Below are 17922 nucleotides of genomic sequence, written 5' to 3'. Positions count from 1 at the left end.
CCCCTGAACCCCCCCCCCCCTATCCGCGGCGGTCCTACCCCCCCCCCACCACACCCCCCCCACCCCGGGGCCCCCCCCCGGGGGGGGGGGCCCCCCCCCCCCCCCCCCCCCCCCACACTCGCGCCGGAACAGCGTCCTACAAGTGAAAGACTGTCCTGATTCCAGTGCGGGAAGATGACAGAAAGGACGCGATAAAGATGGGACCTAACACGAGCTTGGCCACTGGACCGGCCACCCGACCCGCCTCGACCGTGATTTCGGCCGCAAGACATGGGGCGACGAAGGCTACGCGATCGAAGAATGCGTCGCCGAAATTTCGAGTGCCATGATTTGCGCGGATCTCGGCGTCGAGGATGAACCGCGCGAGGATCACGCCGCCTACATCGGCAGCTGGATCAAAGTTTTAAAGAACGAGAAGCGGGTCATTTTCCAGGCCGCCGCTCACGCCGAACGCGCCGTCGCCTACCTGCACAGCCTGCAGCCCGACGCCGCCACCAAGGACGATGCGCCGCGCGCCGCGGCCGCCTGATCTCCCCTCCCGCTTCACCTGCCAACACCAAGAAAGGTTACGATCATGGCCGAGACCATGCCGAGGAAATTCACCGTCTGCGCGGCTTTTTATGACATCGACTGCCGCGCCACAATCACCGTCGAGGCCGAAGACTTCACGGACGCCTGCGAGAAGGCGATTTCCGCGATCGATAACGGTGATATCGGCACCGACCGCAAGACGTGGGATCCCACGTCCACCTTCGTTTATGGCGTAGTCGAGGGCGACGGTGACCCTGGGAAGGAATGCAAAACGTCCCCGTGCGCTTCACTGAGAACAGCATCCACCTCCCTCAGCGCCATGCCGGTGCGATTGCCTTTGCGGAACAGATCGCTCGCCTCGAGACCTGGGGCGATTGCATCACGCACATCTGCAACGATGAAGGCGTGACCGATCCGATGGCAATCAAGGCACGCATCCAGGAGGAACAGTTCGATCTCGACCTTTCTTGTTGGCCAACACCAAGCGCTTGACGGCCTGATTGAACAAGCCCGTGAGATCGTCCGCGGCGAGGCCGTCAAACCGGGGCCCGACGCGACCACCGTCCTTAAGACCAGCCTCGGCGCGCTCGATGCCTGTTTGACGCAGATCGGACAGATGCGCGGCATGTTCGACGATTCCGATGGCGCCATCCAGGATGCCGTCGACGCCGCTGAAGAAGCGATCGAGCAGGCCAAGCTTATTCTCCAGCCACGGTAGGGGGGAACACAATGCTGCTTTCCTCCCGCCAGCGGCGCCCTCTGACGGCCGCCCTCAGCGGCCGCCTGCTCGCCGTCTCGTTCGGCTCCGGCGTCGATTCGACGCCAAGGGAAGGGCCCCTCTGCAGAGAGCAGCGCCTCCAGGGCCAGCTTCATGGTAAGGGAAGCTGCGCATGGTGACATGCTCCTGATAATGATTTTCTGTATATTAGGGCACAAGCTGCGGCGGCTCGTGCTGGCAAGCAGCGGACCGCGTTCGTCTTCGATACCCACTGAAGCGTTCCTCTGCTCCAGCGTGGAACATCGCTGATCAATCGCCGCAAAACGTTGACTTGGCTTTCTTGCCGAATTACGTCTTTTCTGTATAATGCAGATCTTACAGACTTGGAGGTCGCGATGAAGGAATTTTCGTTTTCGGATCTGAGCCGGCGGTCCGGCGACGTCCTGGACGCCGCCATGGCCGAGACAGTGTCCCTGGTAAAGCGCGGCAAGGCGAAGGTGGTGATGATGCCGACGGCGGAATACGAGCGCCTGACGGGGGTGCGCAGGCGGGGCCAGAACGCGTTCACGCTCGCAACCGCCCCCAACGAAGACATCGATGACCTGATGACAGGGTTTCAGCAGATTCTCGACGACGCCAAGAAGCCCGGCGAATGAAGCGGGGAGAGGTCTACCGGTTCCACTACCTCTGGGGGCACGAGGCTGCGCGCGGCGAAGAGAGCGGCCGGAAAATCCGACGCGTCTGCCTGATGATGGAGGTCAACGGTTGGCTCTACCTGTTCCCGATCTCCGGGCAGGCGCCGCAGCCACGGGAGCCGGGCGAAGAACGGCTCTACGAAACCATTCCGGAAACCGAGCGCCACAGGGTCGGCCTCGGGGCCGAAGCCGAGAAGGTGAGCCACCTGATCCTCGATGATTACAACAAGGTCAAGCTGGACGAGCTCTACGACTTCGAAAGCGTCACGCCTGTCGGTTCCTTTAGCCCGCGCTTTCTCGAAAAAGTCGCCCAGCGCTTCATCAACGCCATGCGCGACAGGCGGCCGATCGCCGGCCTCACGCGGCGCTGATCCATCCGGACACAGCAAGCGTCCCAACGGAAAATTAGATCGCCTTTACTGCTTAAAACCCCACCGTAGCCTGCCTCAAGCGGCAATCGCCCCGCCCGGTATGGCCCGATAGAGTAAGAGGCAGGGGAGCCCGGCTGACCGGGCTCCGAAAGAGGAGAGAGTTTCTCCCGCCCGGCTCATCAGGAGCCATGCCATGACCAATCCCACCATCGCCATGATCCCCCTCAACAAGCTATCCCTCAGCCCCCTCAATGTCCGCAAGACGGCTGCCAGCCAAGAGGAAGACAACGAGCTTTATGCCAGCATCAAAGCCAACGGCATCAAGCAGAACCTCCTCATCCACAAATCCGGCAACGCCTATCAGATCAATGCCGGCGGCCGCCGGCTCACCATGCTCGAGCGCTTGCTTGCCGAAGGGGAGATCAGCGCCGACAAGGAAATCCCCTGCATCATCGAGACCAAGAAGCAGGCCGAGGAAACCTCCCTCATCGAAAATTTCGTTCGGGCCGGCATGCACCCGGCCGACGAGGCCGAGGCGTTCAACACCCTTGAGAAGAAGGGCTGGTCTCGCGAAGAAATCGCCAACCGCTTCGGCCTCACCCTCAACTTCGTCGATCGCCGCATGAAGCTCGCTCGCGTCTCTCCCGTCATCATCGAGGCGTTTCGCGCCAACAAGTTGACACTCGAATGCGTGCAGGCTTTCTCCATCACCGACGATCACGGCCGACAGAACGAAGTGTGGGAAGAATACGCGACCAGCCCCTACGCGGCCTATCCGAGCAACATCAAGTCGGCCCTGACGCAGCGCACCTATCACGGCAATTCCAAGCTTGCCCGCTTCGTCGGCGTCGAGGCCTACCAGGCCGCCGGCGGCACGGTGCTCCGTGACCTCTTCTCAGACAACAACAGCGTCCATCTGGCTGATAGCGATCTGCTGGAAAAACTTGCCGGCGACAAGCTGCAGGCGATAGCCGACGAACTCGCCAAGCAATGGAAATGGGTCACAGTTGAACTCGAAGTCGCCTATGACGCCTTTCGCTCCTTCGGTCACGTCTATCCGGAACCGATCGAACCCGATCCCGCACTCGTCAAGGAATTCGAGGACCTCGAAACTCGTCTCGAGGCGCTTTCGAACGAGTATGACGAGGAGACCTGGACGGAGGAGTTGCAGTCTGAGGAAGACGCCGCTTCCGAGCGCCTTGAAGAAATCCGGACGATCATTGCCAACAGCGCCACTTTCACGGTCGAACAGAAGGCGATCGCCGGTGTTGTCGTCACCGTTGATCATGGTGGGGATCTGCGCATCGAGGCCGGTCTTGTCCGCCCCGAAGACCTCCCAAAAAAGAAGTCTGTCTCGGACGAAGACGAAGGCGACAGCGCCGGCCCGGACATTCAGCTGCCAGTCTCAACCACCCGCACGATCGATGTGAACAATGATCCGGCAACTGACGCCCGTAAGCAGCAAGGCGTCTCGATGTCGCTTGCCGAGGAACTGCGCGCCACGCGTCATCAGATCTTGCAGTCGCATCTCGCCGCGGACTTCGCCACCGCCTTTGACGTCATGCTCTATTCGATGTGCTTCCGCACGCTGCGCAAGTCGTCCTATCGTTCGACGCCAATCAATGTGTCGATCACGCACGCCGAGACTTGGCGCAACCGCGATGCCATCAAGGATACCGTCGCCGCCCGCATGCTTCAGGCAACCCGCGACGGGCTCAATGTCGAATGGCTATCACTGGCAAGCCCGCACGACTTCGAAGCCATGTGCGCCCTGCCCGACGCCGACAAACAGGTTCTTTTCGCCTGGTGCTCGGCACATGGCGTTATCCAGCAGCTCGCAACCGACACCGACGCCAATCCGGTCATCGAGGTTATCGGTCACCGCATGGCAATTGATGCCGCCGCTTGCTGGAGGCCCACGGCTGCAAACTATTGGGGCAAGACCAAGAAGGACCACGCCATCAAGGTCGCACGCGAGCTCATTGATGACCGGTGGGCAGACGACAGGGCCAAGGACAAGAAGCCGGTGATCGCCGCCAGCATGGAGCAGGCCTTCAGCGAGGATCCGCGCGCCGCAGCCGGCCTCACCCCGGACACGGCCGCGAAAACCTCCACCTGGCTGCCCGACGGCATGGCCTTCACCGGCTCCTTCACCGAGCGGGCTCCCGCTCAGGATTATTCGTCGCACGATTACGATGACGATGATCTCGACACGGAAGACAACGAAGACCGGGCAACCAACGTCGATAAAGCTGGCGACGCCGATCCCGAGGACGAGCTTCAGGAACACGAGCAGGATTTCGACGAAGACGGCGATATTCCCGCTTTCCTGAAAGAAGACGCGGCCTGACCGCTTGCCTCCGACCCAATCGACACCACGGCCCGGCTCACACCGGGCCGTTTTCGCAATCAACAGCAACGGAGCCATATCATGCGACTGACTTTCCCCGCGGACAAATTGCGCGAACTGCTCACGGCCGCCGAATCCCGCTGGCCTTTGGGCCTGCGTCCTCGATGGGGCGTCGAGGATCCCGCCGGCTTCTGGCTGGTCGGCGATCAGGGCGTCTACCTCATGCATAACGGCAAGGCGACCGATGACAAGCAGATCGTCGTCTACGCCCAGGAGTGCAATCCCGACTCGATGCCCTTCGATCAATGGTGGGCCGCCAAACAGGTCTCCTTCGGCGATGATGACGGTCGCGAATTCATCGACGCCGCTGTCGTGCGCGATGCCATTGCCGCCAATAGTCCGCTTGTCTTCGAGTTCACCGAAACCACGATCTCGGTTTTCACCGAACAACCCCGGCATTGACCGGCTTCCTCGTTGGAGCATGACCATGGAACGCAAATTCACTGTCGTCGAGAACGCCGGATATATCGGCGAGACAGACATAACATCCTTCCCGACATTGCGCGAAGCCATCGGTTGGCGGGATCGGCACTATGAGCCCGACGAGTTGGAAACGCTTCACGTCCAGATCGCTTGCGATCTGCCCGACGGGTCCCGAACCTACGAATACTAGAGATTGGAGAGAGAGCATCAGCCGACATAATGCTACTGTCACCAAGGGCGGAAAGTCCGATCCCGAAGCTGTCATCGGCTACGATCCGCCCTTGCGCACCTTTTTCCTGCAGGCGTTTCCCGACGAGGAAACGGACATGTGCGAACTATGGCTTGGAACACTCCTCGAAGAGTTTCCATCGCTAGAAGACATTGTCACCGCTGCGCGCGCACAAGGCTATGACCTTTCCGGTCTCTCGCGCGAAGCCATCGTTTCCATGATCAAGGAATCAGGCAAACCGACACCGCCGAGCATCGGCGAACAACTCGGCATAGTCCGATAAGCCTCATGGGTTCCTGACGTCGGTTCCACAGGGCCGCCCTTCTGGTCAAAGGGCGGCCCTTTTGTCCGTGACGGGTTCTTCAGACCGCGTGACAGGCACGCGGCCGCTCGTCGCCGAGCACGCATCCATGACCGACTATACCCCTTACATTGAAAAAGCCCTTGCCACCGAAGGCGGCCACTTGTCGATCGGCCGGAGGCGGGGGGTGTATTTAGCCGGCCATTCCTCCTCGTCCCGCAAGGCCGCCTCGTAGTCCTGGCCGCCATAATAAACGCCAAGGATATTTACCTTGTCGTCCGCTACCTCAAACAGAATCGTCACACGCCGGCGAAATGTTCGCATGCGGCCGAAGATCGTCGCGTCGCGTGCCTCGATGCGGAAAGGTTTGCAGGTTTTCGCAATAGTCCACGATGGAATCGACATATCGCGCCGCCACGGTGGGCGACCCTACCTCAGCGATATGGGTTTCCATCTCGTCAAGCTGTTGCAGGGCTTCCGGGGTGAAATGAACCTTATCGGTCACGCGGAGGCGGGCCGCTTGCGCTTGTCGGCGAGGTGCTGGCGCACCTGCCTCACGCTGAGCGCTCGGCTCGGATCGGCCTTCAGCTTGTCATAGGCGGCAACGCCTTCCGTGCGCATCCAGTTCTCGAGGGCCTTGTCGCGCGCCTGCAAGGCGCGCAGACCGTCGCGGATAACCTCGCTGGCATACTCGCCCGACGAAACCTTTGTCTTGACCATCTGCGCCATTTCGTTCGGCAACGTGACGCTGAACTGTTGTGTGCTGCGCATGGGAAAATCTCCATCATCAATCGCGCTCAATAGGATTGCACACTATCATGGAGGCGATCGGAAACCGCGCTACCCCTCGTCATCGAACGCGCTCATCGCCCGCTCGATGTCTCGTGGCGGTCGGCATAGACGTATTAGCGTATCAACGTGAATACGGCTCGATCGGCGGGCAAGCCATGCTCGACGAGCAGGCCTAATCGGCCCGAAGCTAGCGAAAAGGGCCAACTCGGCGAGCCCACTAAACTTTAGCTTGGCCCACCTTCTGTCGGAGCGATCACGCAGGCGCCAACATGGTCGCTTCGCTTGAAGCCACCCATTCCAGACCGGGCGTTATCCCCGACGAAACGGGCGCCTGACGGCGCTCTCCCCGCCCCACGCGATATCGAGAGCAAGAGGCAGATCGGGAAGAGGTCGGACCGGCGGTCGGATAAGAGAGCGCCCGCCGGTTCCCCTTCATCCCGCTCTCCGGAGGCCTCCCCATGTCAGCGATAGCCCTGCTGCCGCGCGCGCCGGCGCGCGATACCGCGTTGGAAGAAGCGCTTGCCCGATACGATGCAAATATGGCCGCGTATCGCGTCCTCTGCGCCAAGATGCGTGCCCCAAACCGCGCCGCGCTATTCGAAGCGCTCGCCGCAGCGCGCATTTCTCACGTTATCGTCACCCTCGACCCAGACGACGATGATGGCCGCATCGAGCAACTAGCGCTCATCGCCCACGATCGGTCGACGCAACTTCCCCTGGGTCCCATCGCCCTCTCAATCCCGCAATGGGGATTGCCGGACCCTATCCCCCTCGAACTGTCCATTCCTCATGCGATCGAGCGCATGGCCTGTGACTGCCTGGAGCAGGCTTACGGCATTTGCGAGGTCGATCTCTCCGGCCCGGACAAAGTCGCTTTCAACGTCGCAGCCCGTTCGATCGTGCCCGTGCCTCGCCATGGAGGAAAAGCCAATGCCTGATATCATCGGCACCACAGTGTATCGCCTCAACGAACTTTCCGACGCCGCCAAGGAAAACGCGCGCGCCTGGTACAGGGAGAACGGCTTCGATTACGACTGGTTCGAATTCGTCTATGATGATTTCGAGACCATCTGCGCCATCCTCGGTATTCGCCTCAAAACCCACCCCGTTCAGCTGATGAGCGGACGATCTCGCACGGATCCCCGCATCTGGTTCTCTGGCTTCTGGAGCCAGGGCGACGGCGCCTGTTTCGAGGCGTACTACGCCTATGCCAAGGATTGCGTCCACAAAATCCGCGCCCACGCGCCGCTCGACAAAGAACTGCACCGCATCGCCGACACCCTGCAGCAAATCCAACGACGAAATTTCTATCAGCTCAAAGCCGAGACCGTGCATAGTGGCCACTACTACCACGAATATTGCATGACCGTTTCAGTCGAGCGCGACAGCCCGACCTATCAGGACGTCGCCGCCGATGCCGAGGATGTAATTATCGAAGCGTTGCGGGACCTGGCACGCTGGCTCTACCGCCAGCTCGAGCTGGAATACGACTACATCTCGTCAGATGAAGCCGTGGACGAGACCATCATCGCCGACGGCTACACTTTCACAGAGACAGGCCGACGCTTCGGCTGAGAGTAAGAGGAAGGCCGGGAAGGGCAAGCCTTCCCGCTGCCAAAGAGAGCCGCCGGGAGGTTTCCCTCAAACCCGGAGGCCTTCATGAACGTCCCCTTCAGCCCTATCGGCTCCATTCCCCTCAACGCTCAGCGCGCCGCCGCGCCGCTTCTTTCGGCGGCGGGCGCCCTTCTTTCCTGCCTTGAAACCGGCAAGGCCATCACGACGGACATGCTGCGCAATGCCGTCGAATCCACCTATGGTGACACCGACGCCAATGGAGCCTGGGTCTGGAAGGACGCCTACGAAGCGCTCGAATGCGCACAGATCCTATTCATGCTCAAATACGGCTCGCGCATTCGCCGGCAGGCAGCCGATTCAGCTGCCGAACTGGCGATGATCGAGCGGATTGCCGCGCTAGTCCCTTCGCAGACGCGACGTTCCGAGGAATCGCAGCGTCTGCAACAATTCTCGACGCCGCTGCCCCTTGCCTTCGTCGCCGCCCATGCCGCCGGCATCGCGGCCGCCGATATCGTCCTCGAGCCGTCCGCCGGCACGGGCATGCTCGCCTGCTTCGCACGGGTCGCCGGCGCTGACCTTCTGCTCAACGAACTTGCCGACGATCGCGCGCAGCTCCTCGGCGACATTTTCGAGGCAAATGTCACCCGTCACGACGCCGCCACCATCCATGACCGCCTCGATGCCTCGCTTTCCCCCACGATAGTGCTGATGAATCCGCCGTTTTCGGCCGCGCCGAATGTCGAAGGCCGTTTCCGTGCCGCGATCATGCAGCACGTCCGCTCCGCGCTCGCTCGCCTTTCCGTTGGCGGCCGCCTTGTCATGATCTCCGGCTCGAACTTCGCCCCTGGCTCCAGCCAATGGGGTGATTTCTTCCGGTCGATCGAGGACCGCGCCACCATTCGCTTCAGCTCCGCGATATCGGGCCGAGTCTACGCCAGTCATGGCACCACCTTCGAAACCCGCCTCACCGTGATCGACAAGGTGGCCAACTCCGGACCGGCTCCCGCGTTGCACACGCAGGCAGCCGCTTCGTGCGCTGAGCTGCTCACGCGCGTCGCCAACGACGTTCCCCCTCGCAGCCTCGCCACCCCATCCGCTGTATCGCTCCCGACGACAAAGCCCGCGGCGAGCATCATGGCCTTACGCGACAAGGCCCGCGCCCAGGCCCGTGCCGCTGCGGCAGAAGCGGCTCGACACCCTCTCGACAAGGCCGAAGTCGGAGACGTCGTCTATGAGCCTCGCGCCGATAGTTCCGACGCGCCGACGCAGCCGGCCGGCCTCTACGAGCCGTATCGCGTCCAAGCTATAAATATTCTAGGCGCCGTCGCACATCCGACCGCTCTCGTTCAATCGGCCGCAATGGCGTCGATTGCGCCTCCACTCCCGTCCTATCGGCCGATCTTGCCGAAATCCCTCATTGCAACCGGGGCTCTGTCCGATGCCCAGATCGAGAGTGTTGTCTATGCCGGCGAGGGGCACAGCGCACACCTATCGGGGACCTACACCGTCAACGACACATATGACCAGCTGAAGGCCGCGTCCGAAGACGCCGAAAACGCCTTCAGGGTCCGCCGCGGCTGGTATCTCGGGGACGGAACCGGGTGCGGCAAGGGTCGCCAGATCGCCGGCGTGATCATGGACAACTTTCTCAAAGGTCGCCGGCGCGCCGTGTGGATTTCCAAGTCGTCGAAGCTCCTGGATGATGCGGTCCGGGACTGGACCGCTATTGGCGGCGCTGCATCCGACATCGTGCCGCTCGCCTGCTTTCGCCAGGGCGCTCCCATCAAGCTCGCGCACGGCATTCTCTTTGTGACCTACGCCACAATGCGGTCTGCTGAACGTCAGGACGGCGACGGCAATTTGAAGGCAAGCCGGCTGCAGCAGCTGATTGACTGGCTTGGCCGGGATTTCGACGGCGTGATCGCCTTCGATGAAGCCCATGCCATGGCCAATGCCGCTGGCGACAAGGGCGAACGCGGCGAAAAGAAACCCTCCGAGCAGGGCCTTGCCGGACTTCGCCTGCAGAACGCCGTCCCCGAGGCTCGCGTCGTTTACGTCTCAGCCACCGGGGCGACGACCGTTGCCAACCTTGCCTATGCCAGCCGCCTCGGCCTTTGGGGCACCGGCGACTTTCCCTTCGCATCCCGTGCCGATTTCGTCGGCGCCATGGAATCTGGCGGTATCGCCGCCATGGAGGTGATCTCGCGCGACCTCAAGGCCCTTGGCCTCTACATCGCGCGCTCAATCTCCTTCGAAGGTGTCGAATACGAAATGCTCGTCCACGAGCTCACGGATGCGCAGCGTGCCATCTATGACGACTATGCCGGTGCTTACCAGGTGATTCACCAGAATCTGGAACAGGCGCTTCTTGCGTCCGGCATCACATCGGATGAAGGCACCCTGAACAGACAGGCGAAATCAGCGGCTCGCAGCGCCTTCGGGAGCAACAAGCAGCGCTTCTACAATCATCTTATCACGGCCATGAAGTGCCCGTCGCTGATCAAGGCTATCGAAGAAGACCTTGCCGCCGGTCACTCGGCTGTGATCCAGATCGTCTCGACAAGCGAAGCCTTGCTCGATCGTCGGCTTGCAGAAATTCCGGCCTCTGAATGGAACGATTTGTCGCTTGACATCACGCCCCGGGAGCTTGTCATCGACTACCTTGCCCATTCCTTCCCGACGCAGCTTTTCGAGCCTTACACCGACGAGGACGGCAATCTCCGCTCAAAGCCTGCTCTCGATGCAGACGGCAACCCCATCCAGTGCCGCGAAGCTCTCGAGCGGCGCGACAGCCTGATCGAACATCTTTGCGCTCTCCCCCCGGTACACGGCGCACTCGACCAGGTCCTCTGGCATTTCGGAAAAGATCGCGTCGCCGAGGTAACCGGCCGCACGCGCCGCATCGTCCGGACATCTGATGGTCGTCTCGCCGTCGAACGCCGCCCAGGGTCCGCAAATCTCAGCGAGGCGCGCGTCTTCATGGATGATGCCAAGCCGATCCTTGTCTTCTCGGACGCTGGCGGAACCGGCCGCTCCTATCATGCTGACCTCACCGTAAAAAATCAGCGGTTGCGCGTACACTACCTTCTCGAACCCGGCTGGCGTGCTGATAACGCCATCCAGGGCCTCGGTCGCACGCACCGGACCAATCAGGCGCAACCGCCGCTGTTCCGGCCCTGCGCCACCAACGTCAAGGGTGAGAAGCGCTTCCTTTCCACCATTGCCCGTCGGCTCGATACCCTCGGTGCGATCACCAAGGGTCAGCGCCAGACCGGGGGGCAAGGCATGTTCCGGCCTGAAGACAATCTGGAAAGCCCCTACGCGCGCGCAGCGCTGCGGCAGTTCTTCTCCAATCTTGTTCGCGGCAAGGTCGATGCCTGCTCAATGACCGACTTCATCGACATGACCGCCCTGAACATCGTCGATTCTGCAGGCTGCCTGCTCGACGAGCTGCCGCCGATCTCGCAATTCCTCAATCGCTGCCTCGCGCTCACGATCGACATGCAGAACGCCATCTTCGAGACATTCGAAATGCTGCTCGACAAGATCATCGATGACGCGCTGCGCGCAGGCACTCTCGATGTCGGCCTCGAAACACTCACCGCGGAGCGCTTCGAAGTGATCGAACGCCGGGTCATCCATCAGCATATGGCCAGCGGCGCGACCACACTGGCGCTGACCATCAACGAGACCACCCGGAACAAGCCGCTCTTGCTCGACACGGTTCGCCAGATCGCGGCTTCCGACCGCTCGGCCAGTTTGCTGATCAATGCGAAGTCCGGTCGCGCCGCATTGAAGCAATCAGCCCCGAGCGTCATGGATGAAGACGGAACGCCAATCCGTCGCGTGCAGCTCACCCGGCCTATGCATCGCGAAAAGCTTTTCGAGGCGGAACTGGAGCTTTCGCATTGGAATCCGGCGACCGACGCCGAATTCGAGCGCGCCTGGTCAGACGAGGTGTCGCAGATACCTCAGTTTTCGACGCGTCGCCTTACGCTGATCGCCGGCCTTCTGTTGCCAATCTGGAACAGGATTCCTGACGAAAACTGCCGTGTCTATCGCCTCGAAACCCATGAAGGCGAGCGCATCCTCGGCCGCCTGGTGACGGCGGACCAGCTTTCGGCGCTCTATCGCTCACTTGGCATCGACGCCACCGTGGATATGACGCCGGCCGAAATGCTCGAAGCCGTCATGGAACGCGGAGCTAGCGTCGATATTTCCGGCGGTCTCACCCTGAAACGCTCCCGCGTCATGGGTGAGCTTCGCCTTGAAATCACCGGCCATTCCGCTTCGGCGCTGCCCGCGCTCAAGGCTCTCGGTTGCTTCACTGAGATCATTTCATGGTCAACGCGGCTGTTCATACCCGCAAACAATCCGGCCGTGCTCGACCGACTGCTTGAGCGCCACCGACTGGTCGACCATTCGGAGGTAGCATGATGAACGATGCCTCCGAAATCTCACGCGCCCTCGCCGAGCACGCCGAAGAATTCTGCCGGTCCTGGCTCCCTGCCGGTCGAAAGATCGGCAATTACTGGATCGTCGGCAACAAGCATGGCGATCCCGGGCAAAGCCTTGCCGTGCGACTTAAACAATCGGCCGGCCGCCGACCCGGCCTTTGGACGGACCACGCCACCGGCGAGTATGGCGATCTTCTCGATATCATCGGGGAGCAATTGCCCTTGCCTACATGGGGAGCCATCTTTTGCGAAGCCCGGCGCTTTCTCGGACGGCCCGATATCGGTTCAGTGCAGCGCGTCGTTGCGCACAACGGCAACACATCGGACTCGGACCGTTCGGTCGCAGCACGCAAGCTGTTTGGTCTCGGGCGGTCGGTGCAGGCGACGCTTGCGGAGCGCTATTTGCGCTATCGCGGTATCGCCCGCTTCGGACCAGCACTGCGGTATCATCCCGCCGTCTACTTCCGTGACGAAACCGGGCAAAGCCGCCAGCTTCCCGCCCTGCTTGCCGCGATCACCGACAACGCAGGCCAGGTCACTGGTTGCTCTCGAACATGGCTGGACCCATTGCAGCCGCGCCTCGCATCGATCGCAGCGCCCAAGCGCGTGATCGGCAACCTCGCAGGCCATGCCGTGCGGTTTCAGCACGGTACCGGTTCCGTCGATCTCATTGCCGGCGAAGGCATGGAGACGATGCTATCCATCGGCACGGCCTTTCCACTCGTTGACCTCGCGGCCTGCCTGACGGCAACGCATCTCGGCTTGTTCATCCCGCCGACGCACATCAAACGTCTCTGGATCGCCCGCGATAATGATGACGCCGGCGTGCGGGCCGCGCAGCTGCTCCGTCAGCGTGCCGCGGATCTCGGGATCGCCGTTTTTGACCTATTGCCAGTGCGCAACGACTTCAACGACGATCTTCGTCAAGAGGGGCTCATCGGACTGCGAGCACAGCTGCAAGCCGCCTTCGACAATGCCCGTATCCACGATCTGCGGAGGCCTCAAAGGGAACTGGCGCGGCGGGAACCGGCCCGAAAAAGCTGTGGGCCGCACGGCCTGGATGAGTTCGCGATATAACCCTCCGGGTCGGGCGCAGAGACGCCCTCGACCACCCCGCAACGCCGCCACCTGCAAAAAATTCCCCGCCGGGCAAGCCCGGCTCCTCGCCCAACAATTTTTTGCGTGACGGTGTCCTTCGCTGCGCTGCGGCCCTTCGGGTGCGCGGCGGTCTCCTGAGGGTTGATATCGCCTCATCCCAGGCCGAGCCGGCCACAGCAAAAGGACCGAACCATGTCGCAGCACCTTCCTCCCACATCCAGCCCAACCGCCGCACTCCTCGACGAACTCGCGCTCTACGGCGTCCGCCCCCACGCCGAGGAACCCGACTTCCGTCCCCTCCCGGATGCAGACGCCGTAGAAGGGGGCGTCGCGACATTGGTCGACGCGATCCAGTCGATCTTCTCCGAAACCCGCCTCGAGGACGAAGCGGAAGAAGTGCTCTGGTCCATCGTCAACCTCTTTCATCGCCGCCTTGCCCACACGCAGAAACGCCTTGATGACAACGAAGGCCGTCAGCGCACCGCGCTTGCCGAACAGGACGGCTCCGAGGTGAAGAGTGTCGAATTGGAAAGACTGATCGCGGAAGGCTTCTCGCTCACCGAATGCCGGAATGCCTTCGAGGCGATGCGCGATGTCGCGGCCGAACACTTCCGCGTTGAAACCGGCTCCGCATGGCTCCCGCGCACCGGTTCCAAGGTCTCACACCGGGCGCTCACCGCCGCCGTCATCGATAGCCGCAACTTCATCTCCGCCAAGCGCCGTTCCGAGATCGAAACCCATTGCCCGGCCGGAACGCGCATTGCCTTCGCTGGCGGCGACTATCAGGACTATGACGCCATCTGGCAGGTGCTCGACCAAACGCGGGATAAGTACCCGGACATGATCCTGCTGCACGGCGGCACACCGTCCGGCGCTGAACTCATCGCCGCCAAATGGGCCGACGCCCGCAGCGTCACCCAGGTGGCATTCAAGCCCGACTGGAAAGCGCATCGCAAGGCTGCCCCCTTCAAGCGCAACGATGCCCTGCTCGACACGATGCCGATAGGCGTCATCGCCTGCCCGGGTACTGGCATCACCGAGAACCTGGTCGACAAGGCTCGCGCTCTCGGTATCCCGGTCAGGCGCATCGGCAACAGGAAGGCCTCGTGATCGACGCCCTCCTACAATCGCCGGGGCTATCAATGCCCCGGCTAAGCCAGAGCCAAGCCGTCGATCTCCTGGCCGATCGCCATATCGCCTGCAGGCTCCGCTGTGTCATTGCATCTTCATCGGGAGGTGGCGGTTCAAGTTCAAGAACGCACTCAGCGCCCACAGCTGGACGTTGGGCTTCGCCGACGCATTCAGTCCGCATGGGTGACGCGCTGTCCGGGCTCCTTTGCCGCCTGGCTCACCCGTCGATGACAGGACGAACTCCGCGGAATGCATTTTCTCCGCCCATTCGCGGCTATGGTAGCCGCCGCGCGATGGCATGCCGAAATGGTGCTGCCACAGATGCACGATCTCATGCGCGAGCGTCGATAGGCTCTGCTCTGTGGTGCGACACCAAAATGCGAGGGGTTGAGCGCGATCTCATCGAGCGCGCCGTCCCGCGAGCCGATACGACCGCCGGCGAAATAGCCGTAGGCCTTTTTTACGGGCTGAATGGTTATGAGGCACCACGGCAACTCGTTGCGCGAACAATCCCGCATTGAATACCGCCTAGGCCAGATCGAGCCCTCGCCAAAGGTTGATACAATTCAGCGTTTGAGGTCCCGGTTGCGTAAGCCCCACCCTTGCGCCCATAGGGTTCAAGCGGACAGCACTCGCATGTGCTTCCAGATCGAGAGATATCGCCATGCTTTACGCCATGGGCCGTCGCATCGATGCTGGCGAGGCTGACTCACGGGAAGCACGGAATGAGAGGATCTTGCGAGCCGGCGCAGGCGGAAGGCAGGAACAGTCGAGCAGATCGATCGCGCACGGAATGAGAAACTCTTCGAACCGTCGCCTGAGCCCGCGCTGCTGCATGGTGCGTCGGCCACACAACGGCCGCTATAGCTGGGATCGGCGAAAGCCGGCCCTACGGCCCTTCCGTTGAGACGCAACACGAGGAACGGAGACAACGTTCTCCGTATCTAATCCGAATTCATCCCCAGTGACGCCCCTTATTCGAACCGCCGCCGTCGGCCGGGTCAACCCACGCCTGACCCTAAAGGGCAAGCCAGCGGGGGGTTCCCCATAATCGCTGCGCGATCACGGCGCGCAGGCGCGCCGCCCTTCGGGTGGGTGATCCCCCTTCCCCCGCTGGCACAGGCATGGGTCAAGCTCCGGGATAAATCCCGTCGTGACCAGTCCGCCGTCTGGCGCTTTGTCATGGGGCGTTCACGGGAATGATCCCGATCAGCTAAAAGGAGAACCGCAATGTCCGCCACCATCGCTCGCCTGATCGCCAACGAAAAGGGCTTCACCGGCACCCTCGCCACCCTTGCGATCCGCTGCCCGATCTCGATCGTCGAAAACGCCAAGCGCAGCGACGAAAGCCAGGAACCCGACTACCGCGTGGTCGCAACCCGCAACGGCTTCGAACTTGGCGCCGCCTGGGTCCGAACATCGCAGCGCACCGGAGCCGAATATATCTCCGTCTCGCTCCGCGCCCCCGAGTTTGGCACCCTCTACGCCAACATCGCACCGGCCCCCGGTGGTAAGGAAGGCGAATTCGTCATGATCTGGAACCCGCCGGCGAACTAATCGGCCCGTTTCGGAAAATCCCCCGCCCGCAAGGGCGGGGCTTTCCGCGTCGGTACCCACAAACTACCGAAGGGAGTGCTCGCAATGTCCGTCAACAGGCTGCAAAACGTTGAAAATCATGGCAGAAATGTCTATATTGAGCGCCGAAAGAGAGGCGCCATGCTCGACAATGTTCCTGACATCATCACCACGCGCGAACAAGCCGACACGGTGATCAATGCCTTCTTCCAGACCGGTGACCTCGACGTGTTTTCGCGTCATCGTCGGGCTATGCTCGATGACGATGATCGCGGCAGCCTCGCCATCATGCGCGGCTCTGGCAACGAACTCGGCCCGTTCGAGGAGTTCCTCTCCGCACTCGAGGAGCACGGCGTCCTGACCATGGACGAGGCCTTCGCCGTCGGCGATCGCTACCTCGCCTACAAACGCTCAAAAGCGGCCTGATCGGCGGGTTTTTCTTTTCCCGAGCAGAATTTCGAGCACGCCGCCGTCGGCAATGTTGACCGCGGGCGTGAAGCGATTCAAATCAGTTCGATTATTCGGTGACCATGTCTGATCAAGACCCCTATTGCTATCCCGGAACATCGGTACTGATCAACAAATTCGGCGCGCGCGATCAGGATACGCTTGATCTGCGTGAGCAGCTCACCACGAAGAGAGCTCTCCGCGATCTAGCTAAGAACCCGGTGAAGGGCAATTTCGATACCGAACACCTTATGGAACTTCATCGCAGAATCTTTGCCGATGTTTATCCCTGGGCCGGCCAACAGCGCATCTACAACATGTCCAAGCCAGAAGCGATCCTCGGCGGCCATTCGGTCTCCTATGGTGATCACAAGGACATGAAGCAGCTGCTCGATCGCGACACAATGGAACTCGGCAGGTTCCGTTGGGACGACAACAACAAGGCTCGATCCGCGGCTCAGTTTACCAAGCTGATCAGCAACGTCTGGCAGGCTCACCCCTTTCGAGAAGGCAATACCCGCACAATCGGCGTCTTCATGCACCAGTTCGCCAAAGAGCGCGGTTTCGAACTCGACCGCGAAACAATGTGGCCGGCTGCGAGCGAAACGCGTGATTTCCTGGCCAAAGCCACCGTTGGCGATGGCAAGGACTTTGCGAAACGCGTTTTGCAGGCTTACCAGATCAACAATGAGCGCAACCACCCCGAGCTCGGACGCGTCACCAGCATCACCGCGCAGGCGCTCAGGATGATGGGCAAGCCCGAGATCCAGTTCCCCAAGCAGGGTGACGAACTTAAGGGGCAGGTCCTGACCGTCAGCTACAACACCGCGCTTGTCGCAAATGCTCGCGGCGTTCACGCTGTCGACGTGAACAACTTCGCCAAGACGCCGCAATCCAATGATCGGGTCAACGTCTCCATCGAGCACGCCATCACTGCCAGAAGCAAGTCACATCGTGGCGACGACAAAAATCGAAGCGATGACAAATCGCAGCGCGCTCAGGACAAAATACCTGCCAAAACGGTCAAGCTCGCGCCTCCGAAATCGTCTGACCGCGACCGCTCCCGCTGATTCATAGCAAAGCCCCGTATTCACGGCGCTACCGGTCATTGCGGCTTGTTGTCGTTGTCGCCGTCAAACGACAATGGCTTCGTTCCCGCCCACTGCGGT

The 17922-nt window shown here is 61.4% G+C and carries 17 protein-coding genes and 1 pseudogene; 16 read left to right on the top strand and 2 right to left on the bottom strand.

Annotated elements, in window-relative coordinates:
* Nucleotides 1-220 precede the first annotated feature (220 nt).
* The 8 genes and pseudogenes from NKJ01_RS03265 to NKJ01_RS03230 form a co-directional block, all read left to right on the top strand.
* Nucleotides 221-529: pseudogene (locus tag NKJ01_RS03265) on the top strand (zincin-like metallopeptidase domain-containing protein); the annotation flags it as partial.
* A 45-nt stretch (nt 530-574) separates the two neighbouring features.
* Nucleotides 575-940: a hypothetical protein gene (locus NKJ01_RS03260; RefSeq protein WP_352726013.1), complete on the top strand. Its 366-nt coding sequence runs from the start codon at nt 575-577 to the stop codon at nt 938-940.
* 704 nt (nt 941-1644) lie between these two features.
* On the top strand, nt 1645-1905 hold the full coding sequence (locus NKJ01_RS03255; RefSeq protein WP_352726012.1) for a type II toxin-antitoxin system prevent-host-death family antitoxin: 261 nt from the start codon (nt 1645-1647) through the stop codon (nt 1903-1905).
* Nucleotides 1902-2315: a hypothetical protein gene (locus NKJ01_RS03250; protein WP_352726010.1), complete on the top strand. Its 414-nt coding sequence runs from the start codon at nt 1902-1904 to the stop codon at nt 2313-2315. Before NKJ01_RS03255 ends, NKJ01_RS03250 begins: the two co-directional genes overlap by 4 nt.
* 193 nt (nt 2316-2508) lie before the next feature.
* Nucleotides 2509-4665, top strand: coding sequence for a ParB/RepB/Spo0J family partition protein (locus tag NKJ01_RS03245; RefSeq protein ID WP_352726009.1), 2157 nt, complete (start codon nt 2509-2511; stop codon nt 4663-4665).
* An 81-nt stretch (nt 4666-4746) separates the two neighbouring features.
* The gene (locus NKJ01_RS03240; RefSeq protein ID WP_352726007.1) at nt 4747-5127 is read left to right on the top strand and encodes a DUF3085 domain-containing protein; all 381 of its coding nucleotides are present in this window, start codon (nt 4747-4749) and stop codon (nt 5125-5127) included.
* Between the two features lie 25 nt (nt 5128-5152).
* Nucleotides 5153-5338, top strand: a complete 186-nt coding sequence (locus NKJ01_RS03235) for a hypothetical protein (RefSeq protein ID WP_352726005.1) — start codon at nt 5153-5155, stop codon at nt 5336-5338.
* Nucleotides 5339-5429: 91 nt separating this feature from the next.
* The gene (locus NKJ01_RS03230; RefSeq protein ID WP_352726004.1) at nt 5430-5660 is read left to right on the top strand and encodes a hypothetical protein; all 231 of its coding nucleotides are present in this window, start codon (nt 5430-5432) and stop codon (nt 5658-5660) included.
* 304 nt (nt 5661-5964) lie between these two features.
* Here the strand turns inward: NKJ01_RS03230 and NKJ01_RS36385 are convergent, their stop codons facing one another.
* Together NKJ01_RS36385 and NKJ01_RS03220 are read right to left on the bottom strand one after the other, a co-directional pair.
* Nucleotides 5965-6132, bottom strand: a complete 168-nt coding sequence (locus NKJ01_RS36385; protein WP_502905851.1) for a type II toxin-antitoxin system RelE/ParE family toxin — start codon at nt 6130-6132, stop codon at nt 5965-5967.
* A 47-nt stretch (nt 6133-6179) separates the two neighbouring features.
* Complete coding sequence (locus tag NKJ01_RS03220; RefSeq protein ID WP_352726002.1) at nt 6180-6449, bottom strand: ribbon-helix-helix domain-containing protein; 270 nt, start codon at nt 6447-6449, stop codon at nt 6180-6182.
* Between the two features lie 479 nt (nt 6450-6928).
* On the opposite strand from NKJ01_RS03220, the gene NKJ01_RS03215 reads away from it, so the two are divergent.
* The 8 genes from NKJ01_RS03215 to NKJ01_RS03180 all read left to right on the top strand — a co-directional run bounded on the left by NKJ01_RS03215 (nt 6929) and on the right by NKJ01_RS03180 (nt 17823).
* Nucleotides 6929-7408, top strand: coding sequence for a DUF6878 family protein (locus tag NKJ01_RS03215; RefSeq protein WP_352726000.1), 480 nt, complete (start codon nt 6929-6931; stop codon nt 7406-7408).
* On the top strand, nt 7401-8045 hold the full coding sequence (locus tag NKJ01_RS03210; protein WP_352725998.1) for a DUF8835 domain-containing pootine: 645 nt from the start codon (nt 7401-7403) through the stop codon (nt 8043-8045). Before NKJ01_RS03215 ends, NKJ01_RS03210 begins: the two co-directional genes overlap by 8 nt.
* A gap of 84 nt (nt 8046-8129) precedes the next feature.
* Nucleotides 8130-12482 (top strand): strawberry notch-like NTP hydrolase domain-containing protein, encoded by a 4353-nt coding sequence (locus NKJ01_RS03205; RefSeq protein ID WP_352725996.1) that lies wholly within the window; start codon nt 8130-8132, stop codon nt 12480-12482.
* Complete coding sequence (locus NKJ01_RS03200; protein WP_352725994.1) at nt 12479-13579, top strand: DUF7146 domain-containing protein; 1101 nt, start codon at nt 12479-12481, stop codon at nt 13577-13579. The genes NKJ01_RS03205 and NKJ01_RS03200 overlap by 4 nt, the downstream gene beginning before the upstream one ends.
* A gap of 213 nt (nt 13580-13792) precedes the next feature.
* Entirely contained in the window at nt 13793-14710 is a 918-nt protein-coding gene (locus tag NKJ01_RS03195; protein WP_352725992.1) for a DUF2493 domain-containing protein, read from the top strand.
* Nucleotides 14711-15961: 1251 nt separating this feature from the next.
* Nucleotides 15962-16288 (top strand): DUF736 domain-containing protein, encoded by a 327-nt coding sequence (locus NKJ01_RS03190; RefSeq protein ID WP_352725991.1) that lies wholly within the window; start codon nt 15962-15964, stop codon nt 16286-16288.
* A 159-nt stretch (nt 16289-16447) separates the two neighbouring features.
* The gene (locus NKJ01_RS03185) at nt 16448-16732 is read left to right on the top strand and encodes a hypothetical protein (RefSeq protein ID WP_352725989.1); all 285 of its coding nucleotides are present in this window, start codon (nt 16448-16450) and stop codon (nt 16730-16732) included.
* A gap of 104 nt (nt 16733-16836) precedes the next feature.
* Nucleotides 16837-17823 carry a Fic/DOC family protein gene (locus NKJ01_RS03180; protein WP_352725987.1) on the top strand — a complete coding sequence of 329 codons (987 nt, stop codon included), beginning with the start codon at nt 16837-16839 and terminating at the stop codon, nt 17821-17823.
* The last annotated feature ends 99 nt before the right edge of the window (nt 17824-17922 follow it).

Source organism: Mesorhizobium sp. M0276, assembly GCF_040321755.1.
In the GTDB taxonomy this organism is placed as follows: Bacteria; Pseudomonadota; Alphaproteobacteria; order Rhizobiales; family Rhizobiaceae; genus Mesorhizobium.
This window is presented reverse-complemented; position numbering and strand designations above follow the sequence as displayed.

Coding starts and splice junctions, on each gene's coding strand:
- NKJ01_RS03260 (WP_352726013.1), top strand. CDS start 575: ATGGCCGAGACCATGCCGAGGAAATTCACCGTCTGCGCGGCTTTTTAT.
- NKJ01_RS03255 (WP_352726012.1), top strand. CDS start 1,645: ATGAAGGAATTTTCGTTTTCGGATCTGAGCCGGCGGTCCGGCGACGTC.
- NKJ01_RS03250 (WP_352726010.1), top strand. CDS start 1,902: ATGAAGCGGGGAGAGGTCTACCGGTTCCACTACCTCTGGGGGCACGAG.
- NKJ01_RS03245 (WP_352726009.1), top strand. CDS start 2,509: ATGACCAATCCCACCATCGCCATGATCCCCCTCAACAAGCTATCCCTC.
- NKJ01_RS03240 (WP_352726007.1), top strand. CDS start 4,747: ATGCGACTGACTTTCCCCGCGGACAAATTGCGCGAACTGCTCACGGCC.
- NKJ01_RS03235 (WP_352726005.1), top strand. CDS start 5,153: ATGGAACGCAAATTCACTGTCGTCGAGAACGCCGGATATATCGGCGAG.
- NKJ01_RS36385 (WP_502905851.1), bottom strand. CDS start 6,132: ATGGAAACCCATATCGCTGAGGTAGGGTCGCCCACCGTGGCGGCGCGA.
- NKJ01_RS03220 (WP_352726002.1), bottom strand. CDS start 6,449: ATGCGCAGCACACAACAGTTCAGCGTCACGTTGCCGAACGAAATGGCG.
- NKJ01_RS03215 (WP_352726000.1), top strand. CDS start 6,929: ATGTCAGCGATAGCCCTGCTGCCGCGCGCGCCGGCGCGCGATACCGCG.
- NKJ01_RS03210 (WP_352725998.1), top strand. CDS start 7,401: ATGCCTGATATCATCGGCACCACAGTGTATCGCCTCAACGAACTTTCC.
- NKJ01_RS03205 (WP_352725996.1), top strand. CDS start 8,130: ATGAACGTCCCCTTCAGCCCTATCGGCTCCATTCCCCTCAACGCTCAG.
- NKJ01_RS03200 (WP_352725994.1), top strand. CDS start 12,479: ATGATGAACGATGCCTCCGAAATCTCACGCGCCCTCGCCGAGCACGCC.
- NKJ01_RS03195 (WP_352725992.1), top strand. CDS start 13,793: ATGTCGCAGCACCTTCCTCCCACATCCAGCCCAACCGCCGCACTCCTC.
- NKJ01_RS03190 (WP_352725991.1), top strand. CDS start 15,962: ATGTCCGCCACCATCGCTCGCCTGATCGCCAACGAAAAGGGCTTCACC.
- NKJ01_RS03185 (WP_352725989.1), top strand. CDS start 16,448: ATGCTCGACAATGTTCCTGACATCATCACCACGCGCGAACAAGCCGAC.
- NKJ01_RS03180 (WP_352725987.1), top strand. CDS start 16,837: ATGTCTGATCAAGACCCCTATTGCTATCCCGGAACATCGGTACTGATC.